Annotated in this window: 28 protein-coding genes; 13 read left to right on the forward strand and 15 right to left on the reverse strand. The window is 72.7% G+C overall.

Annotation, left to right across the window (positions count from 1 at the left end; all coding sequences use genetic code 11):
* Positions 1-54 precede the first annotated feature (54 nt).
* A complete protein-coding gene (locus tag GGE06_RS13885; protein WP_116162174.1) occupies positions 55-582 on the forward strand; it encodes a gamma carbonic anhydrase family protein in 528 nt (175 codons plus the stop codon).
* A 195-nt stretch (positions 583-777) separates the two neighbouring features.
* On the opposite strand, the gene GGE06_RS13890 is transcribed toward GGE06_RS13885, so the two are convergent.
* Positions 778-1,431 (reverse strand): DedA family protein, encoded by a 654-nt coding sequence (locus GGE06_RS13890; protein WP_116162173.1) that lies wholly within the window; start codon positions 1,429-1,431, stop codon positions 778-780.
* Between the two features lie 249 nt (positions 1,432-1,680).
* Between GGE06_RS13890 and GGE06_RS13895 the strand changes: the two genes are divergently transcribed.
* Positions 1,681-2,211: a hypothetical protein gene (locus GGE06_RS13895; protein ID WP_184930952.1), complete on the forward strand. Its 531-nt coding sequence runs from the start codon at positions 1,681-1,683 to the stop codon at positions 2,209-2,211.
* Positions 2,212-2,262: 51 nt separating this feature from the next.
* Here the strand turns inward: GGE06_RS13895 and GGE06_RS13900 are convergent, their stop codons facing one another.
* Positions 2,263-2,721: a DUF4442 domain-containing protein gene (locus GGE06_RS13900; protein ID WP_181924695.1), complete on the reverse strand. Its 459-nt coding sequence runs from the start codon at positions 2,719-2,721 to the stop codon at positions 2,263-2,265.
* A gap of 107 nt (positions 2,722-2,828) precedes the next feature.
* Between GGE06_RS13900 and GGE06_RS13905 the strand changes: the two genes are divergently transcribed.
* Positions 2,829-3,971 (forward strand): DUF8017 domain-containing protein, encoded by a 1,143-nt coding sequence (locus GGE06_RS13905; protein ID WP_116162170.1) that lies wholly within the window; start codon positions 2,829-2,831, stop codon positions 3,969-3,971.
* Between the two features lie 182 nt (positions 3,972-4,153).
* Positions 4,154-5,485: an MFS transporter gene (locus GGE06_RS13910; RefSeq protein WP_116162169.1), complete on the forward strand. Its 1,332-nt coding sequence runs from the start codon at positions 4,154-4,156 to the stop codon at positions 5,483-5,485.
* On the opposite strand, the gene GGE06_RS13915 is transcribed toward GGE06_RS13910, so the two are convergent.
* The 3 genes from GGE06_RS13915 to GGE06_RS13925 form a co-directional block, all read right to left on the reverse strand.
* Positions 5,447-6,292 carry a spermidine synthase gene (locus GGE06_RS13915; RefSeq protein WP_116162168.1) on the reverse strand — a complete coding sequence of 282 codons (846 nt, stop codon included), beginning with the start codon at positions 6,290-6,292 and terminating at the stop codon, positions 5,447-5,449. The two genes, GGE06_RS13910 and GGE06_RS13915, sit on opposite strands and share 39 nt — an antisense overlap.
* 70 nt (positions 6,293-6,362) lie before the next feature.
* Positions 6,363-7,232, reverse strand: a complete 870-nt coding sequence (locus tag GGE06_RS13920; RefSeq protein ID WP_116162167.1) for a patatin-like phospholipase family protein — start codon at positions 7,230-7,232, stop codon at positions 6,363-6,365.
* A gap of 49 nt (positions 7,233-7,281) precedes the next feature.
* Positions 7,282-7,983 (reverse strand): DNA alkylation repair protein, encoded by a 702-nt coding sequence (locus tag GGE06_RS13925; RefSeq protein WP_116162166.1) that lies wholly within the window; start codon positions 7,981-7,983, stop codon positions 7,282-7,284.
* Positions 7,984-8,077: 94 nt separating this feature from the next.
* Here GGE06_RS13925 and GGE06_RS13930 point away from each other — a divergent pair, with 94 nt between their 5' ends.
* The 4 genes from GGE06_RS13930 to GGE06_RS13945 all read left to right on the forward strand — a co-directional run bounded on the left by GGE06_RS13930 (position 8,078) and on the right by GGE06_RS13945 (position 11,925).
* Complete coding sequence (locus GGE06_RS13930) at positions 8,078-8,821, forward strand: TVP38/TMEM64 family protein (RefSeq protein WP_116162165.1); 744 nt, start codon at positions 8,078-8,080, stop codon at positions 8,819-8,821.
* Between the two features lie 95 nt (positions 8,822-8,916).
* Positions 8,917-9,792, forward strand: coding sequence for an undecaprenyl-diphosphate phosphatase (locus GGE06_RS13935; protein ID WP_184930953.1), 876 nt, complete (start codon positions 8,917-8,919; stop codon positions 9,790-9,792).
* Between the two features lie 404 nt (positions 9,793-10,196).
* Positions 10,197-10,973: a YhjD/YihY/BrkB family envelope integrity protein gene (locus GGE06_RS13940; protein ID WP_184930954.1), complete on the forward strand. Its 777-nt coding sequence runs from the start codon at positions 10,197-10,199 to the stop codon at positions 10,971-10,973.
* A gap of 148 nt (positions 10,974-11,121) precedes the next feature.
* Positions 11,122-11,925, forward strand: coding sequence for a hypothetical protein (locus tag GGE06_RS13945; protein ID WP_116162162.1), 804 nt, complete (start codon positions 11,122-11,124; stop codon positions 11,923-11,925).
* A 150-nt stretch (positions 11,926-12,075) separates the two neighbouring features.
* Here the strand turns inward: GGE06_RS13945 and GGE06_RS13950 are convergent, their stop codons facing one another.
* On the reverse strand, positions 12,076-12,669 hold the full coding sequence (locus GGE06_RS13950; protein ID WP_116162161.1) for a flavin reductase family protein: 594 nt from the start codon (positions 12,667-12,669) through the stop codon (positions 12,076-12,078).
* Between the two features lie 243 nt (positions 12,670-12,912).
* On the opposite strand from GGE06_RS13950, the gene GGE06_RS13955 reads away from it, so the two are divergent.
* Both GGE06_RS13955 and lnt read left to right on the forward strand, forming a co-directional pair.
* Positions 12,913-13,359, forward strand: coding sequence for a nuclear transport factor 2 family protein (locus GGE06_RS13955; protein ID WP_116162160.1), 447 nt, complete (start codon positions 12,913-12,915; stop codon positions 13,357-13,359).
* 54 nt (positions 13,360-13,413) lie between these two features.
* The gene (gene lnt / locus GGE06_RS13960; protein ID WP_184930955.1) at positions 13,414-15,024 is read left to right on the forward strand and encodes an apolipoprotein N-acyltransferase; all 1,611 of its coding nucleotides are present in this window, start codon (positions 13,414-13,416) and stop codon (positions 15,022-15,024) included.
* Here lnt and GGE06_RS13965 read toward each other — a convergent pair.
* Entirely contained in the window at positions 14,969-15,874 is a 906-nt protein-coding gene (locus GGE06_RS13965) for a Gfo/Idh/MocA family protein (protein ID WP_116162158.1), read from the reverse strand. The genes lnt and GGE06_RS13965 overlap by 56 nt on opposite strands.
* 46 nt (positions 15,875-15,920) lie before the next feature.
* Positions 15,921-17,186: an FAD-dependent monooxygenase gene (locus tag GGE06_RS13970; RefSeq protein ID WP_184930956.1), complete on the reverse strand. Its 1,266-nt coding sequence runs from the start codon at positions 17,184-17,186 to the stop codon at positions 15,921-15,923.
* 113 nt (positions 17,187-17,299) lie between these two features.
* Here GGE06_RS13970 and GGE06_RS13975 point away from each other — a divergent pair, with 113 nt between their 5' ends.
* The 3 genes from GGE06_RS13975 to GGE06_RS13985 all read left to right on the forward strand — a co-directional run bounded on the left by GGE06_RS13975 (position 17,300) and on the right by GGE06_RS13985 (position 19,143).
* Positions 17,300-17,917: a TetR/AcrR family transcriptional regulator gene (locus GGE06_RS13975; RefSeq protein ID WP_184930957.1), complete on the forward strand. Its 618-nt coding sequence runs from the start codon at positions 17,300-17,302 to the stop codon at positions 17,915-17,917.
* Between the two features lie 64 nt (positions 17,918-17,981).
* Positions 17,982-18,509, forward strand: coding sequence for a DinB family protein (locus GGE06_RS13980; RefSeq protein WP_184930958.1), 528 nt, complete (start codon positions 17,982-17,984; stop codon positions 18,507-18,509).
* Positions 18,510-18,675: 166 nt separating this feature from the next.
* Entirely contained in the window at positions 18,676-19,143 is a 468-nt protein-coding gene (locus tag GGE06_RS13985; RefSeq protein WP_312883133.1) for a hypothetical protein, read from the forward strand.
* Between the two features lie 61 nt (positions 19,144-19,204).
* On the opposite strand, the gene GGE06_RS13990 is transcribed toward GGE06_RS13985, so the two are convergent.
* The 7 genes from GGE06_RS13990 to GGE06_RS14020 form a co-directional block, all read right to left on the reverse strand.
* Positions 19,205-19,678 carry a hypothetical protein gene (locus GGE06_RS13990; protein ID WP_116165648.1) on the reverse strand — a complete coding sequence of 158 codons (474 nt, stop codon included), beginning with the start codon at positions 19,676-19,678 and terminating at the stop codon, positions 19,205-19,207.
* 70 nt (positions 19,679-19,748) lie between these two features.
* Positions 19,749-20,432 (reverse strand): uracil-DNA glycosylase, encoded by a 684-nt coding sequence (gene ung, locus GGE06_RS13995; RefSeq protein WP_184930960.1) that lies wholly within the window; start codon positions 20,430-20,432, stop codon positions 19,749-19,751.
* Between the two features lie 82 nt (positions 20,433-20,514).
* Positions 20,515-22,092 (reverse strand): ABC transporter substrate-binding protein, encoded by a 1,578-nt coding sequence (locus tag GGE06_RS14000; RefSeq protein WP_116162153.1) that lies wholly within the window; start codon positions 22,090-22,092, stop codon positions 20,515-20,517.
* Positions 22,093-22,241: 149 nt separating this feature from the next.
* A complete protein-coding gene (locus GGE06_RS14005) occupies positions 22,242-23,009 on the reverse strand; it encodes an SDR family oxidoreductase (RefSeq protein WP_116162152.1) in 768 nt (255 codons plus the stop codon).
* 29 nt (positions 23,010-23,038) lie between these two features.
* On the reverse strand, positions 23,039-23,800 hold the full coding sequence (fabG, locus tag GGE06_RS14010) for a 3-oxoacyl-ACP reductase FabG (RefSeq protein WP_116162151.1): 762 nt from the start codon (positions 23,798-23,800) through the stop codon (positions 23,039-23,041).
* Positions 23,801-24,003: 203 nt separating this feature from the next.
* Positions 24,004-24,387 (reverse strand): DUF3037 domain-containing protein, encoded by a 384-nt coding sequence (locus tag GGE06_RS14015; protein ID WP_116162150.1) that lies wholly within the window; start codon positions 24,385-24,387, stop codon positions 24,004-24,006.
* Positions 24,384-25,229 (reverse strand): HipA family kinase, encoded by an 846-nt coding sequence (locus tag GGE06_RS14020; RefSeq protein ID WP_116162149.1) that lies wholly within the window; start codon positions 25,227-25,229, stop codon positions 24,384-24,386. Before GGE06_RS14020 ends, GGE06_RS14015 begins: the two co-directional genes overlap by 4 nt.
* Between the last annotated feature and the right edge of the window lie 233 nt (positions 25,230-25,462).

A 25,462-nucleotide genomic window follows, 5' to 3' on the forward strand; every position in this document is an offset into this window, starting at 1 on the left:
CCGGGCGTGACACGACGGCTGCGGATCCCGGGATCCGATGATCAGGAGCGAACCATGACAGAGGCGTTGATCAAGGGAGTGGGCGGCAAGGAGCCGCAGATCGATCCGACCGCCTTCACCGCCCCGACCTCCGTGGTGCTCGGCGAGGTCACGCTCGGCGCCCGCGCCAGCATCTGGTATCACGCGGTGCTGCGGGCGGACTGCGGTCCGATCGCGATCGGCGAGGACTCCAACATCCAGGACAACTGCACGGTCCACGTCGACCCCGGCTTCCCCGTCTCGATCGGGGACCGGGTGACCGTCGGCCACAACGCGACCGTGCACGGCTGCGTGATCGAGGACGACGTACTCGTCGGCATGGGCGCGACCGTCCTCAACGGGGCCCGGATCGGCGCCGGCTCGCTCGTCGCCGCCCAGGCCCTCGTCCCGCAGGGGATGGAGATCCCGCCGGGCTCGCTGGTCGCCGGCGTTCCCGCCAAGGTGCGCCGCCCACTGACCGACGAGGAGAAGGCGGGGATCCAGCTGAACGCCGAGATGTACCTGCTGCTCGCCAAGGGCCACGCCGAGGCCTTCGAGGACTGACGCGCGGGGCCGGGATCGCGGCCCCGCACCGGGACCAAGGCCCTGCACCACCGGGGCCCGACGCCACCACCGGGGCCCGAGCCGCCACCGAGGCCCGGCCCCACGAACCCCGCGCCCACGACCGCGGTCCGATACGAAACGGAGGGCGGCACCCGTCCCGGGTGCCGCCCTCCGTCGTACGCGTACGGTCCGCGCTCAGTCCGCCGCGGGGACCGGCTCCGGCTCCGCGGTCTCGGTCCGCTGCGCCGCCGCCTTCTTGGCGCGGTTCTTGACGACCAGCATCGAGGCGATGCCGATCAGGACGGCGAGGACGAGACCCAGCCAGGAGAAGCGCTTGAGCCAGGCCTCGGCGACGACGCCGACCGTGTAGATGACGGCCGTGGTGCCGCCGGCCCACAGGACGCCGCCGAGGACGTTGGCGATGAGGAACTTCCAGTACGGCATCTTCAGCACGCCGGCGAGCGGCCCCGCGAAGATGCGCAGGAGGGCGATGAAGCGGCCGAAGAAGACGGCCCACATGCCCCACTTCTGGAAGGAGCTCTCGGCAAGCCCGATGTTGGCCTCGCTGAAGTGTTTGGGGAACTTCCCGCCCAGCCAGGCGAGCAGCGGCCGTCCGCCCTTGCGGCCGATCGCGTATCCGATCGAGTCGCCGATGATCGCGCCGGCGGTGGCGCAGGCGCCGAGGACGTACGGGTCGATGTGGCCGTGCTGCGAGGCGAGCAGCGCCGAGCTCACGAGCACGATCTCGCCGGGCAGGGGGATGCCCAGGCTCTCCACCCCGATCACCACCGCCACGAGGACGTAGACGGCGACCGCGGGGATCGTCTCCAGCCATTCCTGCACGTGCAACGCGGTACCTCCCGTGACGACCCGACCAGGTGTGCACCGCGTCGGGCACACCTGGGCAGCGTACCGGCTCCGACGTGCCCGGCCTCGACTCGCCGGGGTGAGGGCATTGTCACCCGCCCGGGAGGCAACCCGGGGGCGGCCCGGCGGGTCGGGCGCCGGGCGCGGCCCCCGAACGGCGGTGGCGTAAGCGCCGGTTAAGATCCCGCCGAGCCGCAGACGGCTCGTCAACTCACCAGGGGGAAGCAGCAGATGCTCAAGCAGATCACGCGCGTGGTCGCCGCGCTGGCGATCACGGCGGCCGCCGCGGTCACGACCGCGGGCCAGGCCGTCGCCCGCAGCGAACCCACCGGAACCTTCTGCTACCAGGCGCACGTGCAGAACATCGGCTGGCAGGACTGGCGCTGCGACGGGGAGTGGGCCGGTACCACCGGCCGCGCCCTCGCCGTCGAGGCCGTCCGGTTCCACGTGCAGCCCGGCAGCTCCATCCGGTTCTGCGCCAGGGCGCACCGCGCGAACTACGGCTGGGACGACCGCCAGGTCTGCGTGAACGGCTCGCACACGACCGATCAGATCGGTATCGACGGGGTGAACGTCGCCATGGAGGCGATCATGTTCGCCGGCTCGCCCACGTTGAACGCCGACGCCCACATCAGCAACGACGGCTGGCAGGGCGGCGCGGCCTACGTCGGCGCGAGCGAGTACAACACGCTGCCCAACTACATGATCGGCACCACGGGCCGCGGCCTGCCCATCGAGGCCTTCTGGTTCCAGGTCGCGTGACGCGTGTGGCCCCCGCTCCGGCGGGGGCCACGGTGCGCACGGCGCGACTCGCTACGCCTTGTCGTGCGGGCGCAGGGTCCAGAGGACCGTCATCTCGCCGGTCACGGCGCCGTCCTCGCGGGTGATGTCGATCCGCACCGGGAACTCCGGCCGCTGTCCGGCGTCGAGGTCGGCGACGACCTCGGCGACGGGCCGGCCGAGGGTGGCGGTGGCCGTGACGACGCCCATGGCCAGCTTCTTGTAGCCGATCTCGGCCTTGACGGCGAGCGGGACCGCGCGGCTCAGCTGGTCGCCGAAGGCGGCGAGCACGATGGCGCCGCTGGCGGACTCGGCCAGGGTGAACATCGCTCCGGCGTGCGGGCCGCCGACGTGGTTGTGGTAGGCGGGCTGGTCCGGGAGGCGCACGACGGCGCGCTCGGCGGTGGTCTCCAGGAACTCCAGGTTCAGGGTTCCGGCCATGGGGACCGTGGCGGCGAGCATCTCGCCGACGGACATCTGGTCTGCGCTCATGAACCACGATGTTACCCACGAGTAGCAGTCTTGGCCATCCCCTGGCAGCCCACCGGTCCGGGGGCGGGCGTGGTCGGGCGGCCCGCGCACCTCTATGGTTACTGGCCATGTGGCCAGGACAGCAGCCGCCCGGGGGCGAGCAGAACCCGCAGGACCAGAGTCAGAACCCCTACCAGCAGTCGGGGTACCAGCAGCCGAACCCGTACCAGCAGCCGACGCAGCCCGGGTACGCGCAGCAGCCGCCGGCCCAGCCCGGCTATCCGCAGCAACCGCCGACGCAGCCGGGCTACCCGCAGCAGCAGCCCGCACAGCCCGGCTACCCGCAGCAGGGGTACGGGCAGCAGCCGGGCTACCCCAACCCGTACCAGCAGCCGACCGTGCCGCAGCAGTACGCGGTGCCGGGCCCCGGACAGCCCGGCGGGCCCGACGGCGGCAAGAAGAAGCAGACGACGATCGTCGCGATCGTCGCCGCCACCGCCGTGGTCGTCGCGGCCGGAGTGACCGCGTTCCTCGTGCTCGGCAAGGACGACGACAAGAAGAACACCGCCGAGGACCCCAAGCCCTCCGTCTCCGCTTCCGCGGATCCCTCCTCCGCGCCCGCCCCGAGCCAGTCGTCCGGGATCGCCAACCCGCGCGACGGAGCGGCGCAGCAGCCGACGGTCCCCGGCTGGAAGGTCGTCTACAACCCGAAGTACGGCACCCTCTTCGACGTACCGCCGGAGTGGGAGGTGCTGAAGCCGGGCTCGATCACGTACTTCGAGGACGAGAAGAAGCACGACGGCAGTCCGCTGGTCACGATGTCCGGGCCCACGCAGCTCAAGGGCAAGTGGTGCACGTACGACGTCGACAAGAACGGCACCGAGGAGACCTGGGGCCTGGCCACCTCGGGCACCAAGGGCGGCCAGGGCGCCAAGGACACCGCGTCCCTCGCCCGTAGCGAGGCCGGCACCTGGGTGTGGGGCGGCTACGCGCAGCACATGCCGCAGAGCACCATCAAGATCACCAAGTCCGTGCCGTACACGACGGCGTCCGGTCTCACGGGCAGCCTGGCGACCGCCACGGCGCCCGGCGTGAAGAAGCGCAACAAGTGCGAGACGGACGGCAAGTCCATCGCCTTCTCCTTCAAGAACGCCGCCGGCGACTTCTCGACCTGGGTGCTCTACGGCGCCGACGGAGTCAAGGACGAGCTGCCCGACGCGACGATCCGGAAGATCCTCTCCACGGTCCGGCTCGCCCCCTCCGAGTCCTGACCGCCGGGGCCGCCGCGGCGGCCCCGGCGGCCCCGGCGGTCGGTCTCCCCCGTCTGGTCTCGCGCGGCCGATCCCGCACGGTCGGTCCCGCGCGGCCCGTCACCGCGCGTCCGGTCCCGCGCGGTGACGGGTCGTCCGATATCCGGTTGGCAGTACGGGCGGCGGGCAGGGATAGTCCCGGGGTGACGTCACCCGCCGCCTCCCCCCGCCAGACACCGCCCCGCGCCCGCCGCCCCGAGTGGGCCGGCCGCAACTACCTGCTGCTCACCGCCGCCACGATCGTGACCAACCTCGGCACGCACGGCGCGCTGATCGCCACGACCTGGGCGGTCTTCGACTCCGGGGGCGACGCGGGCGACGTCGGCCTGGTGGCCATGGCGCGGTTCGCGCCGCTGGTCCTGTTCCTGCTCATCGGCGGCGCGGTGGCCGACCGGCTCCCCCGGCACCGGGTGATGGTCGCGGCCAACGCCCTCAACTGCGTCTCGCAGGCCGCGTTCGCCGTCCTCGTGCTCTCCGGCGAGGCCCGCATCTGGCAGATGATGGTGCTCACCGCGCTCTGCGGCACCGGCCAGGCCTTCTTCAACCCCGCGGCCGAGGGCATGCTCATGTCCAGCGTCAGCGGGGAGCAGGCGAGCCGCGCCTTCGCCGTCTTCCGGATGGCGATGCACGGCGCCGCCATCGGCGGGGCGGCGCTCGGCGGCGCGCTCGTCGCCTTCGTCGGACCGGGCTGGGTCCTCGCGATCGACGCGGTGGCCTTCGCCGTCGCGGGCGGCCTGCGTGCCTTCCTCGATGTCAGCGGCATCCCGGACCGCGCCCCCGGCGGCGGGCTCTTCGCGGATCTGCGGGAGGGCTGGCACGAGTTCGTCGGGCGGCCCTGGCTGTGGTCGATCGTCGCCCAGTTCTCCGTGGTGGTGGGACTGATCGGCGCGGTCGAGTCGGTGTACGGACCGCTGGTCGCCCGGGACTCGCTGGGCGGCTCGCGCCCCTGGGGCGTCGCGCTCGCCGCGTACGGGGCGGGGACGGTCGCGGGCGCCGTCCTGATGACCCGGTGGAAGCCGCGCCGGATGCTGTTCGTCGGGACCCTGTGCGTCTTCCCGATCGCGCTGCCCTCGGCCGCGCTCGCCGTACCGCTGGACGCGGCGGGCCTGACGGCGGCGATGTTCGTCAGCGGGGTGGCGATCGAGGTGTTCGGCGTCTCGTGGATGACGACCATGCACCAGGAGATCCCCGAGGAGAAGCTGTCCCGGGTGTCCGCGTACGACTGGTTCGGCTCGACCGCGCTGCTTCCGCTGTCCACGGCCCTCGCGGGCCCGGCGGAGAGTGCGTTCGGCCGGAGCGAGGCGCTGTGGGGCGCGGCGGCCCTGATGACCGTCGTCACCGCGCTCGTCCTCCTCGTGCCGGACGTACGGAACCTGACGCGGCGCCCGCACGGCAAGGAGGTCGCGGGCGGGCCGGCCCCGGAAGCCCCCGCCGCCTCAGCCGATGCCGAAGGCGCCCTCCGGGGGAACGGGTGACGGGACGGCCCCGGCGTCGAGGACCGGTTCCGCGCCGCCGGTGAAGCGGACGAGGGTGTCCCCGTGCTCCACGCGCGCGGGGAAGGCGTCGGCCGCCGCGCGCCGCGCGAGGTGGGCGGTGTCGATCTCCCGGCCGGAGGCGACGAGGACCGCGTTCCCGAAGCGGCGGCCGCGCAGCACGGCCGGCTCGGCGACGAGCGCCAGCTCGGGGAAGACGGCGGCGAAGGTGGCGAGCTGGGACCGGAGGAACGGGAAGGGCGCCCCGTCGGCCAGGTTGGCGGCGTAGAGACCACCGGGCCGCAGCACGCGCCGGACCTCGCGCGCGTACTCGACGGACGTGAGGTGCGCGGGCACGCGCGAGCCTCCGAAGACGTCGCCCACGATCAGATCGGCCGAGGCGTCCGGTGCCGCTTCCAGCCAGGCGCGGGCGTCCGCCCCGTGCACGGTCGTCCCCGAGCCCTCGGGCAGCGGCAGGTGCTCCTCGACCAGGGCGAGGAGACCCAGGTCCGCCTCGACGACGTCCTGACGCGAGCCGGGCCGGGTGACGGCGACGTACCGGGGCAGCGAGAGCGCCCCGCCGCCCAGGTGGAGGACGTCGAGGGGCGCGCCGGGCTCGGCGGCGCCGTCGACGACATGGGCGAGGCGCCGCGCGTACTCGAACTCCAGGTACGCCGGATCGTCCAGGTCGACGTACGACTGGGGCGCGCCGTCGACCGTCAGGAGCCAGGCCCGCTCCCGGTCCACATCGGGCATGAGGCGCGCGGTGCCCTGGTCGACCTCGCGGATGACGGGGATCTGCTCGTTCACGCTCTCATTGTCGCCCGGTTCGGCGGGCGGCTCGTCACTCGGCCCGTCCGCCGGCCCTCGGCCCTGCCCCTCACCCGCCCCAGACGGCTGCGACGGCCGCGGCGTGGGAGGCGGCCTGGGCGCGGCCCGCGCGGGCCGCGGCCGCCCGGTGGGCGGGGTCGAGGGCGTTGCGGCCGATGGCCTTGCGGGAGGCCTCGTCTGGGGTGATCACCTCGACGCGCGCCCCGGCGGCGGCGAGGTCGGCGCCCTGCCGGGCCGGGGAGAGCACGACCTTGCTGCCACGGGCGCTGGGGGCGATGACGACGACCCGGTCGTGGCCGGCGGCGAGGTGGGCGTTGGCCGTGGAGTGGATGCCGCCGTCGATCCAGCGGCGCCCGCCGATCGTCGCCGGGGGCCAGACGCCGGGGATGGCGCAGCTCGCGGTGACGGCGTCGACCAGCGGGACGCCGCCGCCCTCGTCGTACGCGGTGAGCTCGCCGCTCTCGGCGTCGACCGCGGTGATGAGCAGCGGCCGGGCGGGCCATGCGGTGGTCCGGCCGAGCCGCCGGGCGACGGTCTCGCGGCGGTCCGCCTCGGCGACGGTGGGGGCGGCGAGGGCGAGCCGTCCGAGCCTGCGGCCGTACTCCTCGGGGGTGCGGGAGCGGAGGACGGCGAGGGCGTACCGGAGGATCGTCGGGAGCCCGAGCCGTGCGGCGGGCTCGGTGGCCTCGCCGTCGAGCTGCTGCTCGTACAGGGCGTCGAGCCCGCCGCGGCCGGAGGAGAGCTGTGCCGCGACGACCGCCCCCGCGGAGCTGCCGACGATCAGATCGGCGCCGGTCAGATCGGTCCCGGCGTCGACGAGCCCCCGCAGCACCCCGATCTCCCACCCCGCTCCGACGAGCCCGCCGGCCCCGAGCACCAGCGCCGTCCGCTTCCCCGTCCGCTTCTCGATCTGCGTCATGTGCCGAGTCTGGCGCAGCAGTTGACCGGGCCGGCGGCCGGGGTGGGGGTCAGAGGTTCTTGAGTGCCTCGCGCACGGAGAGGGGGGAGAGACGGGAGCCGTGGGCGGCGACGAAGGCGCGGACCTCGGCGGGGGCCGTCTTGCCGTACTCGCGCAGGCTCCAGCCGATGGCCTTGCGGATGAAGAAGTCGGGGTGGGCCGAGCGCCGCAGGCAGTAGGCGAAGAGCCGCTCGGCGTCGGTGGCGTCCTTGTAGCGGAGCTGGTGGAGGAGGGCGGTGCGGGCGACCCACAGGTCCTCGTCGTCGATCCACGTGTCCATGGCGGAGGCGAGGGCGGGATCGGCCGCCACCAGGCCGCCGACGACGTGGGCGGCGAGGTGGTCGACGGTGTCCCACCAGGAGACGGTGGTGACGAGCCGGCGGGCGACCGGCAGGAAGTCCGAGGAGCAGCGCTTCACGTGCCGGCGCAGGTAGTCGACGGCGAAGTAGTGGTACTCGCGCTCGGGCAGGGCGAAGCAGCGCAGGGCGATCGCGGCGCAGTCGGTCTCGTCGGGGCGCGGGGTGCCGTCGAGGACCGTGCGGGACAGCGCCCGCCGTTCGGGGGTCCGTACGCCGAGGAAGGGGGCGACGCCCTTCATGTACGCGACCATCTCCTGCGCCCGGAAGGGGTTCGCCGCGGCCGGGTAGACCGTGGTGAGCCGGTCGAGGACGGTGTCGGCGAGGGCGCTCGCGGGTGGTGCGGTGTCGGTCATGGTGCCTCTCCGTCTCGGTGTGCCGCGGGGCGCGCCCGGTCGGACATGACGCACATTACGGCGCTCCTACCAAGGTGTCCGTTACTCTCCCCGAATGCTCGCCCCCGTCCCCCGGCCGCCGGGCTCCCTCGCCGTCCGCTGCTCCCGGGCCCTGCTCTCCCCCCGCTCGCGGCTCTCGCTGCTCGCTCTGCTGCTGCTCTCGGCGGGCACCCTGGTGGTGCTGTACGAGCCGCAGCGGATGCTCTCCTCGGGCTGGCCGTCGCAGTCGGGCGGCGCCGGGGCGGTGCTGCTGTTCGGTCTCGCGTACGGGGTGTGCGCGGCGGCGTTCGTACCGCGTCCGGTGCTCAATCTGGCGGCGGGCGCGCTCTTCGGTTCCGCGGCCGGCCTGACGGGGGCGCTCGCGGGGACGGTGCTCGGGGCGGGGATCGCGTTCACCCTCGGCCGGGTCCTGGGGCAGGACGCGCTGCGGCCGCTGGTGCGGGGCCGGTGGCTGACGGCGGCGGACGGGCAGCTGAGCCGGCACGGGTTCCGTTCGATGCTGGCGATCCGGCTGTTCCCCGGGGTGCCGTTCGCGGCGGCCAACTACTGCGCGGCGGTCTCCCGGATGCGGTACGTGCCGTTCCTCCTGGCGACGGCGCTCGGCTCCCTGCCGAACACGGCGGCGTACGTGGTGGCGGGCGCCCAGGCCGGTTCGCCGGGCTCGCCGGCGTTCCTCTTCTCGACGGGGTTCATCGTCCTGTCGGGCCTCGGCGCGGCGGTGGTGGCGTGGCGCAAGCGGCACGGCCTGCGGGCCGCCGTCCCGGCTCCCGGGCCGGAGCGGGAGCCGGTCCTCAAGTAGCGGTCACGGGCCTCACCATAGGCTTGTCATCTTGTACCTGTACGCTGCGCACGACCTTCTGACCGCACACGTACAAACGGGACGGCCCTAGCCCCATGAGTTGGTTCGAATCGTTCATCCTCGGACTCGTCCAGGGGCTGACGGAGTTCCTTCCCATCTCCTCCAGCGCGCACCTCCGCCTCACCGCGGCCTTCGCCGGCTGGGAGGATCCGGGCGCGGCCTTCACCGCGATCACCCAGATAGGCACCGAGACCGCGGTCCTGATCTACTTCCGCAAGGACATCGGCCGGATCATCTCCGCCTGGTTCCGCTCCCTCACGGACAGGTCGATGCGCTCCGACCACGACGCCCAGATGGGCTGGCTGGTGATCGTCGGCTCCATTCCGATCGGCGTCCTCGGCGTGACGCTCAAGGACCAGATCGAGGGGCCGTTCCGCGATCTGCGGCTGACGGCCACCACGCTGATCGTCATGGGCATCGTCCTCGGCATCGCCGACCGGCTCGCCGCCCGCGACGAGATCGGCGGCCGGCACCGGGCCGCGCGTGAGCGCAAGACGCTCAAGGACCTCGGGGTGAAGGACGGCCTGATCTACGGCGTGTGCCAGGCGATGGCCCTGATTCCGGGCGTCTCCCGCTCGGGCGCGACGATCTCCGGCGGTCTGCTCATGGGTTACACCCGCGAGGCCGCCGCCCGCTACTCCTTCCTGCTCGCCATCCCGGCCGTGATCGCCTCCGGCGGGATGGAGCTGAAGGACGCGGCCTCGGACGGCAGCGTCTCCTGGGGCCCCACGATCTTCGCCACGATCATCGCCTTCGCCGTCGGCTACGCGGTGATCGCCTGGTTCATGAAGTTCATCTCGACGAAGAGCTTCATGCCGTTCGTCTATTACCGGATCGCACTGGGCATTCTGCTGTTCATCCTGGTCGGAGCGGACGTCCTGAGCCCGCACGCGGGCGAGTCGGCCGGCTGACGCCGTCGGCGGATCCGGGCCTCGCGCGTGACGTCGGCCTTCATGACCTGGTTGGGGTCGTGAAGGCCGACGTCGTTTCCGGGGAGGGCGTCCGTGTCTTCGCGCGTGGAGGAGCCGGGGTCGCCCGTCAGATCTGACACGGCCTGGCAGCCGTGCGACGGTGGATACGGGACCGCGGCCCCGAGCACACCTGTCGCCGCCTCGCGCGGGGTCCCCGCTGACCGTCGTGATCAGCTCCTGGAGGATGCATCATGCGGGCGAGCGACAGAACACCGGGCAGGCCTCAGGACGCGCACGCGATACGGCGGGGTGGGGCGGGGACCCGCAGCCTGCCCGGCCGAAAGGCGGCCGCGCAGAGTGCTCGGCGCGCCAGGCGGGCGACCGAGTGGGGCAGGGCGAAGTACGTGGGGTCGTGGGCCGAGGACCTGTGGCGACGGCTGGACGCGTTCGACTTCCTCAACCAGGCCATGCTGCTGGCGGCCACGCTCCTGCTGTGCGCGGTCCCGTTCATGCTCATCACGTCCGCCCTGGCCGGACGGTCGGCGGTGTCGGGGCTGTCGCTCCGGCTGGGACTGAACGGGCAGGCCGCCGCCGACATGGGTGACCTGTTCACCTCCGGCGCGGCCACCTCGGCGGCGGTGACCGGCCTGTCGTGGGTGTTCTTCGTCCTGAGCGGGCTCGCCGTCGCCGGTTCGCTGCAGAAGCTGTACCAGCAGATGTTCCAGCTCCGTCCTCGTGGGGCGCGGGACCGGCTGCGGGCGGTGGTCTGGCTGGCCGCGGTCGTGGGCTGGACCGCCCTCGGCACCACCGCCGGGACGAGCTTCCACCAGAGGGCGCCGGTCCTGTGGTGGATCATCAACGTCCCCGCGTTCATCGGGTTCTGGTGGTTCACGATGTGGCTCCTGCTGGCGGGCCGCGTCGCCTGGCGCAGGCTGTTGCCGTGCGCGGTGGCCACCGGTTCGTTCTGGATCGGCATGCTGATCGTCTTCCACTTCGTCTTCTCCGGCATGGTCACCGGATACGACGAGAAGTACGGACCGATCGGCGTGGTCTTCGCCCTCATGTCGTTCTTCATCGCGATCGGGGTGGTGATCACCCTGGGCGCGGCCACGGGCATGATGTGGCAGGACCGCCACATCTCCTTCCGGACGGCGCTCACGAAGATGAGGCGGTCGTCGTGACCGCCGGAAACGGTGGGGCGACCCAGGACCGGGCCGATGCGCACCGTACTCGGACCGGAGGCCACGGACGATGACGACGAACGGGTCCAGCAGGCGGGAGCCGCCTGCCACCGGGGGACACCGGAGCGACCGGAGCGCCCTCCGAGCAGTGGCGTTCGTCGACCACGTGCGCGCGGACGGGGGCGTGGTCCGGTGGGAATCGCGGCGTCACCGCAAGCACCAGCGGCCCGCCGCCGGGTCGACCTGGTGGGCGCCCGCCGCCCGCGGCTGGTGGATCGCGGTGCTGTTCTTCATCGGGTCGCTGCTGTTCGCCGTCGGCTCGGTGCCCGGCTACACCGAGGCGGTCGGGGCGCGCTGGGACACGGTCACGTACTTCGTCGGATCGCTGTTCTTCACCGCGGCGTCGTACCTCTCCTACCGCGAGGCGGTCGACGCGGCCCCGCCGGCGCTCAACCCCACGCGTCGGCGGTTCCTCGTCTACCAGCCACGACGGATCGACTGGTGGGCCACCGCGATCCAGCTGGTCGGCACGCTGTACTTCAACGTCAGCACCGGCGTCGCCATGGGGAGCAATCTGTCCGCGACCACCGCCCACCAGCACATCTGGCGCCCCGACGCCATCGGCTCGGTGTGCTTCCTCGTCGCGAGCCTCCTCGCCTGGTACGAGACCTGTCACGGCTGGACCGCCTGGCGGCCGGCGTCGTGGGCGTGGTGGATCACCCTGGCCAACCTCGTCGGGTCCGTGGCCTTCGGCGTCTCCGCGGTGGCCGGCTACATCGACCCGGTCACCGGCCAGGTGCACAACGCGACCGGAGCCGACACGACGACCTTGATCGGCGCGGTCTGCTTCCTCATCGGCTCCGTACTGCTCCTGCCCGAACGCACCGAAGGAATCCGCGACCGGGCAGCCTCACCCGGAGCGACGTCGTCCCGGGTCCCCAGGGAGCGATGAGGGCGACGGGCGCGGGGGCCGGGGCGGCGGCGGGGCGACCCGGTCGGGGGCGCGGCAGGGACACGCCGAAGGGCTCGTTCGCCGACCCGCCGCCCGTGGCCTCGACCGCGGCCCCGCGGGCGTCGCACAGGAGCGTCCGCCCCGACGGCCTCAGCCCTGGTACGGCACCCTGGCGATCTCCTCGATGCCGCCCAGGGTGCCCCATTCGTTCTTGCCGAGCCGGGTCAGCGGGCGCATCAGGGTCATCTCGGGGTGGCCGTCGACCATGACGGACTCGTCGACCGCCGCGTGCACGACCCGGCCGAAGACGACCGTCGAGTCGCCGATCCGCAGCGTGCTGTGCAGCTCGCACTCCAGCGCCACCGGCGACTGGGCGACCCTCGGCGGCTTCACCCGCAGGCTCGGCTCCCGCTCGACGCCGCACGCGTCGAACTCGCTGACCCCGCGCGGGAAGTCCGTCGACGTGGCGTTGATCGTCTCGAAGAGCCTCTCGGGGGCGAGGTTCACCACGAACTCCCCCGTCTCCTCGACGTTGCGCAGCGAGTCCTTGCGCCCGACCGACGTGAACTGGACGACCGGCGGCGTGACCGAGGAGATGGTGAAGAAGGAGTGCGGGGCGAGGTTGTCCGCCCCGTCGGCCGAGGTCGTGGACACCCAGGCGATGGGGCGGGGCACGACGGTGGCGGTGAGGAGACGGTAGAAGGAGGTGCGGTCGGTCAGTTCGGGATCGATGTTCACGCGCATGGCGGCCAGTATGACCGGCGCCTCCGCGGCTTCCGCACACCCGGTCGACCCTCGCGCGCGGTGACGCGCACGCCCGTCCGCCTCTCGCACGTCTCCGCCCGCGCACCCGTCCGCCTCTCGCACGCCTCAGCCCGCACGCCCGCACGCCCCGCGCACGCCTCAGCCCGCACGCCCGTCCGGCCTTCGCACGCTTTGGCCCGCACGACCCTTGGCCCCTGGCGTCCGCTGGCCGACACTGAGCCGATGACGCAGCGCGTGGACCTCGCGACCGTGATGGACCGATTCGCCCTCGACGACCTGATCACCGGCTACGCGGCGGCCGTCGACGAGGGCGACTGGAACGCCTACCGGGGACTGTTCACCCCGGACGGCAGGGCCGACTACCGGGGCTCGGGCGGGATCGAGGGCCCGGCGGCGGAGGTCGTGGAGTGGCTCTCCGCGACGCTGCCCCTCTTTCCCGTACGCCAGCACCTCATCGTGAACCGGCGGGTGCGGTTCCTCGATCCGGGCGGCTATCCGGAGACCGGGGACCGGGCGGACATCGGCGCCGACTACGTCAACCCGATGCGGTTCGCCTCCGGTGAGGACTTCGTCTGCGGCGGGCGCTACGCCTTCGCGGCGCGCCGCACCGCCGACGGCTGGCGGCTCGCCTCGGTCGTGGTCGACGAACGCTGGCGCCGCCACGGCTGACCCCTGGTCACCGCAGGCGTCGCGGACACTGGAGGCATCGACGGGAGGCACGTCATGCGTGGTCCGTTCGTGGTTCGCCGCCGAGGAGGCCGGGCCGACCGCTCCCCCGCCCCCCGGCCCGCCGGGCGCGGGGCCTCGCGCTCCCTGCTCGCCGTCGGCTGCGGCGCCCTGCCCGTGCTCGCCTTCCCGGCTCCTGGGCTCTGGTGGTGGGCCCCTGTGGCACTCGTCCCGTGGCTGCTGCTGATCCGTACGGCTCCGGGAGCCCGCCGTGCCGGTCTCGACGGCTGGTCCGGCGGCTTCGGATTCATGCTGGCGATGCACCACTGGCTGCTGCCGAGCCTGCACGTGTTCCTGCTCCCGCTCGCCGCGCTGCTCGGTCTGCTGTGGCTGCCCTGGGGGTGGCTCGTCAGGGCGCTGCTCGGCGGGACCCCGTCGCCCGTGCGGGCGGCCGTGGCGCTGCTCGCGGTGCCCTCGGGCTGGCTGCTGATCGAGTCGGCCCGTTCCTGGGAGGGGCTCGGCGGACCGTGGGGGCTTCTCGGGGCGAGCCAGTGGCAGGTCCCGGTGGCGCTGCGGCTCGCCTCGATCGGCGGGGTGTGGCTGGTGAGCCTCCTGGTGGTGGCGGTGAACACGGCCGTGGTGCTCCTCGTGGCGGGGCCGGGGCGGCGTTCCGTCGGGGTGGCGGGGCTCGCCGCCTGCGCCCTGGTGGCGGGGACGGCGGCCTGGGGTGTCGCGGCCCCGCGCGAGAGCGGGTCGGTACGGGTGGCCCTCGTGCAGCCGGGGGTGTTCGGCGGCCCCGACGGGCCCGCGCGGCGCCTCGCGCGGGCCGAGACGCTGACGCGCTCCCTCGCCGGGCAGCGGCTCGACCTGGTCGTGTGGGGCGAGAGCGGGGTGGGCGCCGATCCGGCGGGTGACCCGGTGCTGGCGGCCCGACTGACCGCGCTGTCGCGGGCGGTCGGCGCGCCGCTCCTGGTGAACGTGGACGCACGGGGCGCCGACCGTCCCGGCATCTACAAGAGCGCGGTCCTGGTGGGCCCGGCGGGTCTCACGGGCGACCGTTACGACAAGATGCGGCTCGTCCCGTTCGGCGAGTACGTCCCCGCACGCAGGCTCCTCGGCTGGGTCACGTCCGCCGGGCGCGCCGCGAAGGAGGACCGGCGTCGCGGCACCGAGCCGGTGGTGATGAGCCTGCCCGCCCGTGCGGCCGGCGCGTCCCCGCTCCGGGTCGGGCCGCTGATCTGCTTCGAGTCCGCGTTCCCCGACATGAGCCGGACGCTCGCCCGCGACGGGGCCGACCTCCTGGTCGTGCAGTCGTCGACCAGTACCTTCCAGGACAGCTGGGCGCCCGCCCAGCACGCCTCGCTCGCGGCCCTGCGGGCGGCCGAGATGGGCCGTCCGGTCGTCCACGCGACGCTCACCGGGATCAGTGCCGCGTACGGCCCCGACGGACACCGGATCGGTCCGGTGCTCGGCACGGACGCGAGCGCCGCCGTCGTGCGCGAGCTTCCGCTCTCGGGGACGACGACGGCGTACGTCCGGTGGGGTGACTGGCCCTTGTACGGAGCGCTCGCGGTGGTCGGCGCGGTGTGCGCCGCCGAGGGTGCGGGCGCGTTCAGGAAGCCTGGGTCAACGCGTCGCGGACGACCCGCTCGCACAGCTCGTGGGTGAGCAGGGCGTCCCGGGCGCTGAGCACCCGGCCCTCCCGTACCGCGTCGAGGAAGGCGAGGACGGCCTGCTCGATGCCGCGCTGCCGGGCCACGGGCACCCAGTCCCCGCGCCGGCGCACGGTCGGCTGCCCCTTGTGGTCGACGACCTCGGCGAGGTTGAGGACCTGGCGCTTGGTGTCCTGTCCCGAGACCTCGAGGACCTCCTCGGTGGAGCCGTTCATCCGGTTCATCATGCCGATGGCGGTGAAGCCGTCGCCGGAGAGCTGGAGCACCACGTGGTGCATGAGCCCCTCGCGGATCCGGGCGCGCACGTCGATGTGCTCGACCTCGCCGGGCACCAGGAAGCGGAGGGTGTCGACGACGTGGATGAAGTCGTCGAGGACGAGGGTGCGGGGGTCCTCGGGCAGGCCGATGCGGTTCTTCTGGAGGAGGATCAGCTCGCGCGGGTGGTCGAGGCACTGGGAGTAGCTGGGGGCGAGGCGCCGGTTGAAGCCGACGGCGAGGCTGACCGAGCGCTTCTCGGCGAGCTCCACGATCCGCTCGGAGTCGGCGTACTCGTACGCGAGGGGCTTGTCGACGTACGTGGGGACGCCGGCTTCGATGAGCCGGCCGGCGATCTCGGCGTGGGCGGCGGTGGAGGCGTGGACGAAGGCCGCGTCGAGCCCCGCGGAGAGCAGCGAGTCGAGGTCGCGGTGGCGCCGCTCGGCGGGCAGGTGCAGAGTGTCGGCCACCCGCTCCAGGGTCGCCGGGGTGCGGGTCTGCAGGTGGAGCTCGACCCCGGGGAGGGTGCCCAGGACGGGAAGGTAGGCCTTCTGCGCGATGTCGCCGAGTCCGATGCAGCCAACCTTCACGGGGTCTCCCTTGTCGTCCGCGGGCCCGAAGGGCCCTTCGCGCCGGTCAGCTTACGCGGGACGGATCATGCGCCGAAGGGGCCGGGTCGACCGGCGGGCGCCAGTCGCAGATGCCGTCGAAGCCGCGCAGGGCGAGGCCGGGCCCGAAGCGGGAGACGGCACTGACGGCCGCGGAGCGCAGGGCTACGGCGGGGCGGGCGGAGAGCATGGTGAGCGCACCGGTGCGGGCGGCCCTGCGGACGATGGCGGTGGTGCGCGGCAGCCGGTCGGCGGTGTACGCGGCGAGCGCGCGGTCCGGCGTGAAGTCGGGGGCGCTGCGGGCGTGGTGGGCGAGGACGACGGCGTCCTCGACGGCCTGGTTCCCGCCCTGGCCGAGGCTCGGCATCATCGCGTGCGCGGAGTCGCCGAGGAGGGCCACCCTGCCCCGGTGGAAGGCGGGCAGCGGGTCGGGCAGGTGGTGGACGTCGTGCCGGAGGATCCGGTCGGGGTCGACGCCGGCGAGGATCTCGGGGACGGGGTGGTGCCAGTCCCCGAAGAGCCGGAGCAGTTCGGACTTCTCGTCGTCCGGCGCGTGGGCGCCGGCGGGGGCCACGGCCATGGCGTACGCGTAGACCCGGCCGTCCTTGAGGGGCTGGCTGCCCCACAGCCTGCCGGCGCCCCAGGTCTCGTGCGGGGCGAAGGGGCGCCCGGGCGCGGGGACGACGACGCGCCAGCTGGTGCTGCCGGAGTAGCGGGGGCCCGGGTGGTCGGGGAAGAGCGTCCCGCGGATCGCCGAGCGGATGCCGTCGGCGGCGACGACGAGCTCGGCCTCGATGTCGGTTCCGGGCGCGGTCCCGGTCGCGGTCCCGGTCCCAGTCCCGGTCCCGGTCCCGGTCTCCGACACGGTGAGGCGGGCGGGGCGGCGGTCGTCGCCGGGGTCGGTGACGGTGGCGGTCACGCCGGTGCGGACGACGCCCTCGGGGAGGGCCGAGGTGAGGATGTCGACGAGGGTGGCGCGGTGGAGGAGGACGAGGGGTCCGCCGAAGCGTGCGGCGGCGGCCTTGGCGTCGGTACGGGCGAGCCAGCGGCCGTCCGGGGTGCGCATGCCGCCGTCGCCCTGCCAGGCGGAGAGCTCGCGGACGCGGTCGCCGAGGCCGATGACGTCGAGGGCGCGCTGGGCGTTGGGGGCGAGGGCGATGCCGGCGCCGACGGGGGCGAGGTCGGCGGCGCGTTCGAGGAGGGTGACCTGCCAGCCGCGCAGGTGCAGGGCCACGGCGGCGGTGAGTCCGCCGATGCCGGCTCCGACGACGACGGCACGGTGCTGCTGTTCCATGGCTGCTCCTCGGTTCGGGACGGGTGCGGCACGGGAGGGGACACTACAGCTGTAGTGACCTCCGTGCCACGACCGTACTACAGCTGTAGTCGCGTCGGTAGTAGGTTGTCCCCATGACCCGAGCCACCACCGGGGCCCCGGCCCCGGAGTCCCCCGTCTCCCGCGCCGAGCGGATCGGCGACGCCACCCTCGCCCTCCTCGTCGAGCGCGGCATGCGGGGCCTGACCCATCGCGCCGTCGACGAGCAGGCCGGGCTGCCACAGGGCTCGACGTCCAACCACGCCCGCACCCGCCAGGCCCTGCTGGAGGCGGCCGTACGGCGCCAGGTCGAGCGGGAGGCCGAGGTCCTCACCCCGCACGAGCTGCCGGGCCCGGAGAGCGGCGGCGAGGCGCTCGTCGACGCGCTCGCCCTCTCCCTGCACCGCTACCTCACCGACCACCGCTCCCTGCTGGTCTCCCGCTACGAGCTCGCCCTCGAGGCCACCCGCCGGCCCGAACTCCGGAGCTTCTTCGACGCGGCCGGCTCCACCTTCCACACCCCGCTGATCGCGATGATGGCGGCGGCCGGCTCGCCGGAGCCCGAGCGGCACGCGCTCTCCCTGATCGCCTGGAGCGAGGGGCTGATGTTCTCCTGCGCGGCAGGCTCCTTCCACGCGGCCGTCCCGAGCCGCGCCGAACTGCGCACCGGTTTCGACGAGTTGCTGCGCGGCATGCTCGGCGATCGGAGCTGACGCGGAGTCGGAAGACCCGGGGGACCCTTGGCGCCGCCCTCGGCCATGGGAGACGATGCCGCCCATGACCACCGAACGCATCGAATCCATCCCGCGCGTCGACCCGGCCACCACCACAGGCGAGCGCGAGGCGCTGGAGCAGTGGCTCGACTTCCACCGCGTGACCCTCGCGATGAAGTGCGAGGGGCTCGACGACGCCCAGCTGCGCACCCCGTCCGCCCCGCCGTCGGACCTCAACCTGCTCGGCCTGGTCCGTCACATGGCCGAGGTCGAGCGCGGCTGGTTCCGCCGCGTCCTGGCCGGCGAGAAGGCGGAGTGGATCTACTCGACGGAGGAGGACTTCGACCGGGACATCCACGCCACGGACGAGGACACCTACGAGGAGGCCTACGCCACCTGGCAGGCCGAGATCGCCCACGCGCGCACCCTGGCCGCCGGCCGTGACCTCGACGACCTGGGCCTGGGCGAGCACCGCACCGGCCGGACCTTCAACCTCCGATGGATCTACCTCCACATGATCGAGGAGTACGCCCGCCACAACGGCCACGCGGACCTCATCCGCGAGCGGATCGACGGCGCGACCGGAGACTGACGCCCTGGCCGGCCGCTGACCCCGTACCGGGCACCGGCACGGGCACCGGGCCGGTCAAGACCGGGCCCCGCGCGGCTCACCCGTGCGGGGCATTCCCCGCCGGTAGGGGCGCGAAGATCGCGTACGGACCAGCAGAGTGGCGCGGGTGCATGGAACCCGAACAACAGTGAAGATCCTGGTCGGGGCGGCGGTCGCCGCCCTGGCGGGCTGCGTCTCGGTGGACGCCCCGCCGACGGCGCCCACTCCCGCCTCGGCCCCGGGGGCCGACACCGCCCCCGCCCAGGACGTGGCACCGCAGATCGTCGAGGGCCCGGCCCGCGAGGCCCTCGAAGCGGCGCTCCCCGCTCCCCCGCCGTCCCCCGCGCCCCGCGCGAAGCCTCCGGCCGAGCGGCACCGCCAGGCGGCGGCGCCTCCCCGCCCGGCGGCCCCGCACCACGGCTCCGTACCGCAGCGGCACGAGCGTCCGCGCCCTGCGGCCCGCCCCGACCTTCCCGTACTGCCGGAGCTCACGGGGCGGTTGCCGGGGAAGCCCCCGGTCTCCCGGGACGAGGTCTGCGATCTGGGTGAGCGGTACGGGGGCTGGTCCCCCGGCAGCGATCAGTCCAGGATCTGCCACGGCACGTACGGCCGGTGAACTCTCCCCGCAGGGCCCGGCACGTACGGCCGGTGAGCTCTCCCCTCAGGGCGCGCCGCCGTCACGCGCCCCTGAGCCGCAGCTCCAGGCGCTCGATCGCGGCCCGCACCCCGTTCCCGTAACCGTCGTCGTCGAGATGGTCCGAGGCCGCGCGGGCCCGGTCGAGATGGACCCGCGCGGCGTCGGGCCGCTGGAGCTTGACGTAGTCGGCGGCCAGGTTCAGATGGAGCGAGGGGTAGAGGGCTCGCAGGGCGGCCGCCGAGTCGTGTGCGGCGAGCCGCTCCTCGGCGAGGCCCTCGGCCGCGCTCAGCGCCCGCAGGTCCCAGGCCAACTCGGTGTCGGGGTCGTCCTGGGCGTCCGCCATGTAGTGCGCGAGGGTGCAGCGGTGCAGGGGGTCGCCGTCCGGGCCGATCTGCTGCCAGAGCAGCCCGAAGCGGTTGCGGGCCTCCTCGCGGTCGCCGCCGTGCAGCAGCATGAGGGCCTGCCCGATCCTGGTCATGACCCCGTCGTCCGACACCTGCTGCTGCTCGGTCACCGCGACCTCCACCCGCTCTCCCTCTGGGAGTGACGACGCTAGCGGCACCCGGCCCGGATCGGGCCGAGGCTCAGCCGAGGTCCGGGATGCGCCAGTCGATCGGCTCGTGTCCCTGGGCCGCGACGGCCGCGTCGATCTGGGTGAAGGGCTTCGAGCCGAAGAACTTCTTCGCCGACAGCGGCGAGGGGTGCGCGCCCTTCACCACGACGTGCCGCTCCTCGTCGATGAGCGGCAGCTTCTTCTGCGCGTAGTTGCCCCACAGGACGAAGACGGCGGGGTCGGGGCGGGAGGCGACGGCGGTGATCACCGCGTCCGTGAACTTCTCCCAGCCCTTGTTCTTGTGCGAGTTCGCCTCGCCGGAGCGGACGGTCAGGACCGCGTTGAGCAGGAGGACGCCCTGCTCGGCCCACGGCATCAGATAGCCGTTGTCCGGGACGGGGTGGCCGAGCTCCTCCTGCATCTCCTTGTAGATGTTCCGCAGGGAGGGCGGGGTCTTCACGCCCGGGCGGACGGAGAAGCACAGGCCGTGGCCCTGGCCCTCGCCGTGGTACGGGTCCTGACCGAGGATCAGGACCTTCACCTTGTCGTACGGGGTGGCGTCGAGGGCGGCGAAGACCTCGTCCTTCGGCGGGAAGACCGGCCCCCTGGCGCGCTCCTCCTCGACGAACTCGGTGAGCTGGGCGAAGTACGGCTTCTGCAGCTCCTCGCCGAGGACACCCCGCCAGGACTCGGGCAGCATGCTGGTGTCGGTCACGGTCAACAACCTCCGGTGGACGTTCCTGTTACTCCGTCCGAAAACCTACCGGGGGCCACTGACAGTGGCCCCCGCAGACCCGCTACCAGCTGGCCCGGCGGCTCAGCTCCCACATCTGCATGACCGTCTGCGGGTCGAGGGCGCGCTCGCCGCCGCCGATGTCCTCGCCGGCCGCGATGTACAGCTTGCCCTGCCACAGGGGCAGCAGGCGGACGTCCTGGACCATGATCTCCTGGGCCTCCACGAACTCGTCCGTGACGGTCCCGCGGTCGCTGTCGCGGCGGGACTTCGGGAGCAGCTCGTTGGTGATCCGGGGGCTCTCGTAGGGCGTGCCGAGGACGTTCTCCTTGCCCACGAAGGGGGCGACGAAGTTGTCCGGGTCCGGGAAGTCGGGGAACCAGCCGCGGCCGAAGACCGGGTACTCACCGTTCTGGTAGCCCGCCTGGAACTCCTTCCAGGGCTTGCCGTGCAGGGTGACCTTGAAGAGGCCGGACTCCTCCAGCTGCCGCTTGAGCTCGGTGAACTCGGCGGCCGTCGAGGAGCCGTACCGGTCGGTGGTGTACCAGAAGTCCAGCTCGACGGGCTCGGTGATGCCGGCGTTGCGGAGGATCTTCTTCGCCTTCTCCTCGCTGGGCGAGCCGAAGCGGTCGAAGAACTTGGTGGTGTGACCGGCGATGCCCTTGGGCACCATGGAGTACAGGGGCTCGGCGGTGCCCTGGTAGACCTTGCTGACCAGTTCGTCGCGGTCGACGAGCTGGGCGATGGCCTTGCGGACGGGGAGCTTGGCGACGGACTTGTTCTGGGTGTTGAAGACCAGGTAGCGGATGTCGGCGCCGGTCGACTCGACGATCTGGAGGCCCTTGTTCTCCGGCTTGTCCTCCTGGAGGGCGACGACCTCGGCGGCGGTGAGGCCGCGGTAGGTGGCGTCGATCTCCTTCTTCCGGAGGGCGCCGACCATGGCCTCGGAGTCGTCGAAGTACTTGATCGTGACGCCGCCGTTCTTGCGGTCGGCGAAACCCTTGTAGGAGGGGTTCTTCGTCAGCTCCGCCTCCTTGCGCTCGCTGTACGAGTCGAGGACGTACGGGCCCGATCCCATGACCTTGCCGTCCGTGCGGAGCTTGTCGGCCGGGTACTCGGCGGGGTCCACCAGCGACATCGCGGGGGTGGCGAGGATGAAGGGGAAGGTCGCGTCCGACTTGTTCAGCCGGAAGACGACGGTGCGGTCGCCGACCGTGTCGATCTTGCCGAGCGAGCCGAGCATGCCGTTCGGGCCGCCCTTGGCGTCGATCGTGCGGATGCGCTCGATCGAGTACTGCACGGCCGCGGCGTCCAGCTTGTGCCCGTTGGAGAACGTGAGGCCCTCCACCAGCTTGCACTCGAAGACCCGGCTGGAGGTGTCCGTGAACTTGCAGTCGGCGGCGTCCGACTGCGGCGTGGTGCTGCCCGTCGGGAAAGCCACCAGGGTCTGGAAGACATTCCGGAAGAGCTCCCAGGAATTGTCCCAGGCGGCGGCCGGATCAAGCGTGGAAGGAGAACTCGTCGTGCCGACGACGATTCTCTGATCCCCGGCGGATTCGCTGTCCGAGAAGACACCGCATCCGGTTACCAGGGATATGGACACAAGGGCTGCAGCGGCCTGCAGACTGGTCCGGTTGAACACGTGCACGCTCCTCGTTCAGCCAGGGGTCGGCCGACGATACCGCAGCACCCCGCCAGGTCAATGTTCGAGCCCGACGGGGCACTTGAGGCATTCAACGTATAACCGGGGTCAATCCGGACAGGAGATTCCGGAAAGTGTCCGGTTATCGGTCACCCGACTCCGGCGTTCAGGAAAATGCCGCCGTCGACGACGAGCGTCTGACCGGTGATCCACTCCGACTGGGACGAGGTGAGGAAGGCCGCCGCGCCGCCGATGTCCTCGGGCTCGCCGAGCCGGCCGAGCGGATAGGAGGCCGCCGCCTCGGCCTCACGGCCCTCGTAGAGCGCCCGCGCGAATTTCGTCTTCACCACGGCCGGAGCGATCGCGTTGACCCGCACGACCGGCGCGAATTCATGCGCCAGCTGAAGGGTCAGATTGATCATCGCGGCCTTGCTCATTCCGTACGCGCCGACGAAAGGCGAGGCGGTGACGCCGGCGATCGAGGCGATGTTCACGATCGCCCCGCCGTGCTCCTTCTGCCAGGCGTGCCAGGTCCGCTGGGCGAAGCCGAGCGCGGAGATCACGTTCGTCTCGAAGACCTTGCGGGCCACCCCGAGGTCCAGGTCCGCAATGGGCCCGAAGACCGGATTCGTACCTGCGTTGTTGACGAGGAAGTCCAGGCGGCCGAAGCCGTCCATCGCCGCCTCGACGGCGGCGGCCTGGTGGGCCTCGTCGTGCGCCTTGCCGGGGACGCCGATGACCCGGTCGGCCCCGAGCCGCTCCGCGGCCTCCTTGAGGGCCTCCTCGCCGCGTCCGGTGATCACGACCCGGTCGCCGCGGGCGACGAGGGCCTCGGCGACGCCGTAGCCGATGCCACGGCTCGCGCCGGTGACGAGGGCGACCTTGCCGGACAGCTCCGGCCGTTCCTGTGCGCTCATGCGCGCCCTGCTCCTCTCGCTGCCGGTCGTCAGTTGAGCGGGCCGCCGGCCACGTACATGACCTGGCCGGAGACGAAGCCGGCGTCGTCGCCCGTGAAGAACGCGATCGCGTTGGCGACGTCCTCGGGGCGGCCGACCCGCTGCACCGGGATCATCGAGGCGGCGGCGGCCTGGAAGTCCTCGAAGCCCATGCCGACGCGCTCGGCGGTCTGCGCGGTCATCTCGGTGACGATGAAGCCCGGGGCGACGGCGTTGGCGGTGATGCCGAACTTGCCGAGCTCCTTGGCGAGGGTCTTCGTGAAGCCCTGCAGACCGGCCTTGACGGCCGAGTAGTTGGCCTGGCCGCGGTTGCCGAGCGCCGAGGAGGAGGAGAGCGAGACGATCCGGCCGAAGCCCGCGTCCACCATGTGCTTCTGGACGGCTTTCGCCATCAGGAAGGCGCCCTTGAGGTGGACGTTCATGACGAGGTCCCAGTCGGACTCGGACATCTTGAAGAGCAGGTTGTCGCGGAGCACGCCCGCGTTGTTGACGAGGATCGTCGGCGCGCCGAGCTCGGCGGCGACCCGCGCGACGGCGGCCTCCACCTGCGCGCCGTCCGAGACGTCGCAGCCGACCGCGAGCGCGGTGCCGCCCGCGGCGGTGATCTTCTCGACGGTGTCCTTGCAGGCCGCCTCGTCGAGGTCGAGTACGGCGACGGCGCGGCCCTCGGCCGCCAGGCGGAGCGCGGTGGCCGCGCCGATGCCCCGTGCGGCACCCGTGACGATGGCTACGCGCTGCTCGGTGGTGGACATGCTTGATTCTCCTCGCCCTTGGATCGTCCCTGGTAGGCCGAGTCCGTGAGCCGCTCCTGCGTCCCGCACATGAGCGACCGCTTAGTATCGACCACGGAACGAGACGCTAGAAGCCCTGGCACCCGGTGTCAACGGCCCACCGGGTGCACCAGGTCACGCGCCGCGGCCCTCCCGGACGAGTACCGGACGGCCTGTCGGACGATCTACCGGACGAGAAGGTCGAGCAGGCGCTCCACCTCGGCCTCGGGGTCGGTGGTCAGACCCGTGTGGACCGGCCCCGGCTGCACGACCGTGGAGCGCGGCGCGATCAGCCAGCGGAAGCGCCGCCCCGGCTCGTCGCGCGCGGCCTGACCGGCCGCGTCGCCGCCCAGGCAGACCCCCTCGACGGCGCGCAGCGCGGCCCGCACGCCGGTCACGTCGGCCGCCGGGTCGAGCACCGTCAGCTTGGCCTCGTCCAGATGCGTACGGGCGGCCACGAAGGACCGGGCACGGCAGTAGACGACCACTCCCGCGTTGAAGCACTCGCCGCGCTCCACCCGGGGGACGACGCGCAGCAGCGCGTACTCGAAGACATCGCGGTCGGTCACGTCGTGCTGTCCTTCTCGGTGGAGTGCTTCCGGGGCGCGAGGCGCTCGGCGAGCCAGCCGGGCGGCTGCTGCGGCCGGCTCTCGCTGCGCGGCCCGAGCGTGATCCGCTCGTGGATGGTCGCGGCGCGCGGCAGCAGCGCCGAGACGTACGCGGCGCGGACCGCGTCCGTGCTGTCGAAGCCGGGCTCGTCGACGAGCCACTCGTCGGGGACGTCGGCGGCGACCTCCTCCAGGAGTTCGCGGGTGACGAGCGGCGCGAGCTCGGCGGCCGCGGCGGCGACGTCCGGGCCGAAGGGCGCGAGCGCGTGGTCGGAGGCGTCGTACGGCTTCGCGGCGGAGGCCTGGGCGCCCGGCCAGTTGTGGTGCCAGATCATGGTGGCGCCGTGGTCGATGAGCCACAGGTCGCCGTGCCAGACGAGCATGTTCGGGTTGCGCCAGGACCGGTCGACGTTGTTGATCACCGCGTCGAACCAGACGACCCTGCCGGCCTCCTTCGGGTCGACCTCGTACGCGAGCGGGTCGAAGCCCAGCGAGCCGGGCAGGAAGTCCATGCCCAGGTTGAGCCCGCCGCTCGCCTTGAGCAGCTCCTGCACCTCCTGGTCGGGTTCGGAGAGCCCGATGACGGGGTCGAGCTGGATGGTGACGAGCTCCGGCACCCGCAGGCCGAGCCTGCGGGCGAGCTGCCCGCAGACGACCTCGGCGACCAGGGTCTTCCGCCCCTGTCCGGCGCCGGTGAATTTCATGACGTACGTACCGAGGTCGTCGGCCTCGACGATCCCGGGGAGCGAGCCGCCCTCACGCAAAGGCGTGACGTAGCGGGTCGCTGTCACTTCGGTAAGCATTCGCCCAGGCTATCCATTCGTTCAGATCACCTGGAAGTTCGCCGTATGGCCATGCCCTCGTGTTCGAGGTCGTGGCGGTGCGGCCAGGACGCACGCTGAGGGGGGAGTCCGGTGACCGGACTCCCCCCTCTCCCTTCTGGGATCAGTTCGTTCAGCGCAGGCGGAGTGCCTCGCTGATGGTGGTGAACAGGTCGGTCTGGTTGGTGACGCCCAGGACCCGGTAGGCCTTGGGG

It is taken from the genome of Streptomyces nymphaeiformis (assembly GCF_014203895.1).
Taxonomy (GTDB): domain Bacteria; phylum Actinomycetota; class Actinomycetes; order Streptomycetales; family Streptomycetaceae; genus Streptomyces; species Streptomyces nymphaeiformis.

Excerpts from the sequence above, each read along its gene's own strand:
- GGE06_RS13885 (WP_116162174.1), top strand. The coding sequence starts at position 55 with ATGACAGAGGCGTTGATCAAGGGAGTGGGCGGCAAGGAGCCGCAGATC.
- GGE06_RS13895 (WP_184930952.1), top strand. The coding sequence starts at position 1,681 with ATGCTCAAGCAGATCACGCGCGTGGTCGCCGCGCTGGCGATCACGGCG.
- GGE06_RS13900 (WP_181924695.1), bottom strand. The coding sequence starts at position 2,721 with ATGAGCGCAGACCAGATGTCCGTCGGCGAGATGCTCGCCGCCACGGTC.
- GGE06_RS13905 (WP_116162170.1), top strand. The coding sequence starts at position 2,829 with ATGTGGCCAGGACAGCAGCCGCCCGGGGGCGAGCAGAACCCGCAGGAC.
- GGE06_RS13920 (WP_116162167.1), bottom strand. The coding sequence starts at position 7,232 with ATGACGCAGATCGAGAAGCGGACGGGGAAGCGGACGGCGCTGGTGCTC.
- GGE06_RS13925 (WP_116162166.1), bottom strand. The coding sequence starts at position 7,983 with ATGACCGACACCGCACCACCCGCGAGCGCCCTCGCCGACACCGTCCTC.
- GGE06_RS13930 (WP_116162165.1), top strand. The coding sequence starts at position 8,078 with ATGCTCGCCCCCGTCCCCCGGCCGCCGGGCTCCCTCGCCGTCCGCTGC.
- GGE06_RS13935 (WP_184930953.1), top strand. The coding sequence starts at position 8,917 with ATGAGTTGGTTCGAATCGTTCATCCTCGGACTCGTCCAGGGGCTGACG.
- GGE06_RS13950 (WP_116162161.1), bottom strand. The coding sequence starts at position 12,669 with ATGCGCGTGAACATCGATCCCGAACTGACCGACCGCACCTCCTTCTAC.
- GGE06_RS13955 (WP_116162160.1), top strand. The coding sequence starts at position 12,913 with ATGACGCAGCGCGTGGACCTCGCGACCGTGATGGACCGATTCGCCCTC.
- lnt (WP_184930955.1), top strand. The coding sequence starts at position 13,414 with ATGCGTGGTCCGTTCGTGGTTCGCCGCCGAGGAGGCCGGGCCGACCGC.
- GGE06_RS13970 (WP_184930956.1), bottom strand. The coding sequence starts at position 17,186 with ATGGAACAGCAGCACCGTGCCGTCGTCGTCGGAGCCGGCATCGGCGGA.
- GGE06_RS13975 (WP_184930957.1), top strand. The coding sequence starts at position 17,300 with ATGACCCGAGCCACCACCGGGGCCCCGGCCCCGGAGTCCCCCGTCTCC.
- GGE06_RS13980 (WP_184930958.1), top strand. The coding sequence starts at position 17,982 with ATGACCACCGAACGCATCGAATCCATCCCGCGCGTCGACCCGGCCACC.
- GGE06_RS14005 (WP_116162152.1), bottom strand. The coding sequence starts at position 23,009 with ATGAGCGCACAGGAACGGCCGGAGCTGTCCGGCAAGGTCGCCCTCGTC.
- fabG (WP_116162151.1), bottom strand. The coding sequence starts at position 23,800 with ATGTCCACCACCGAGCAGCGCGTAGCCATCGTCACGGGTGCCGCACGG.
- GGE06_RS14020 (WP_116162149.1), bottom strand. The coding sequence starts at position 25,229 with ATGCTTACCGAAGTGACAGCGACCCGCTACGTCACGCCTTTGCGTGAG.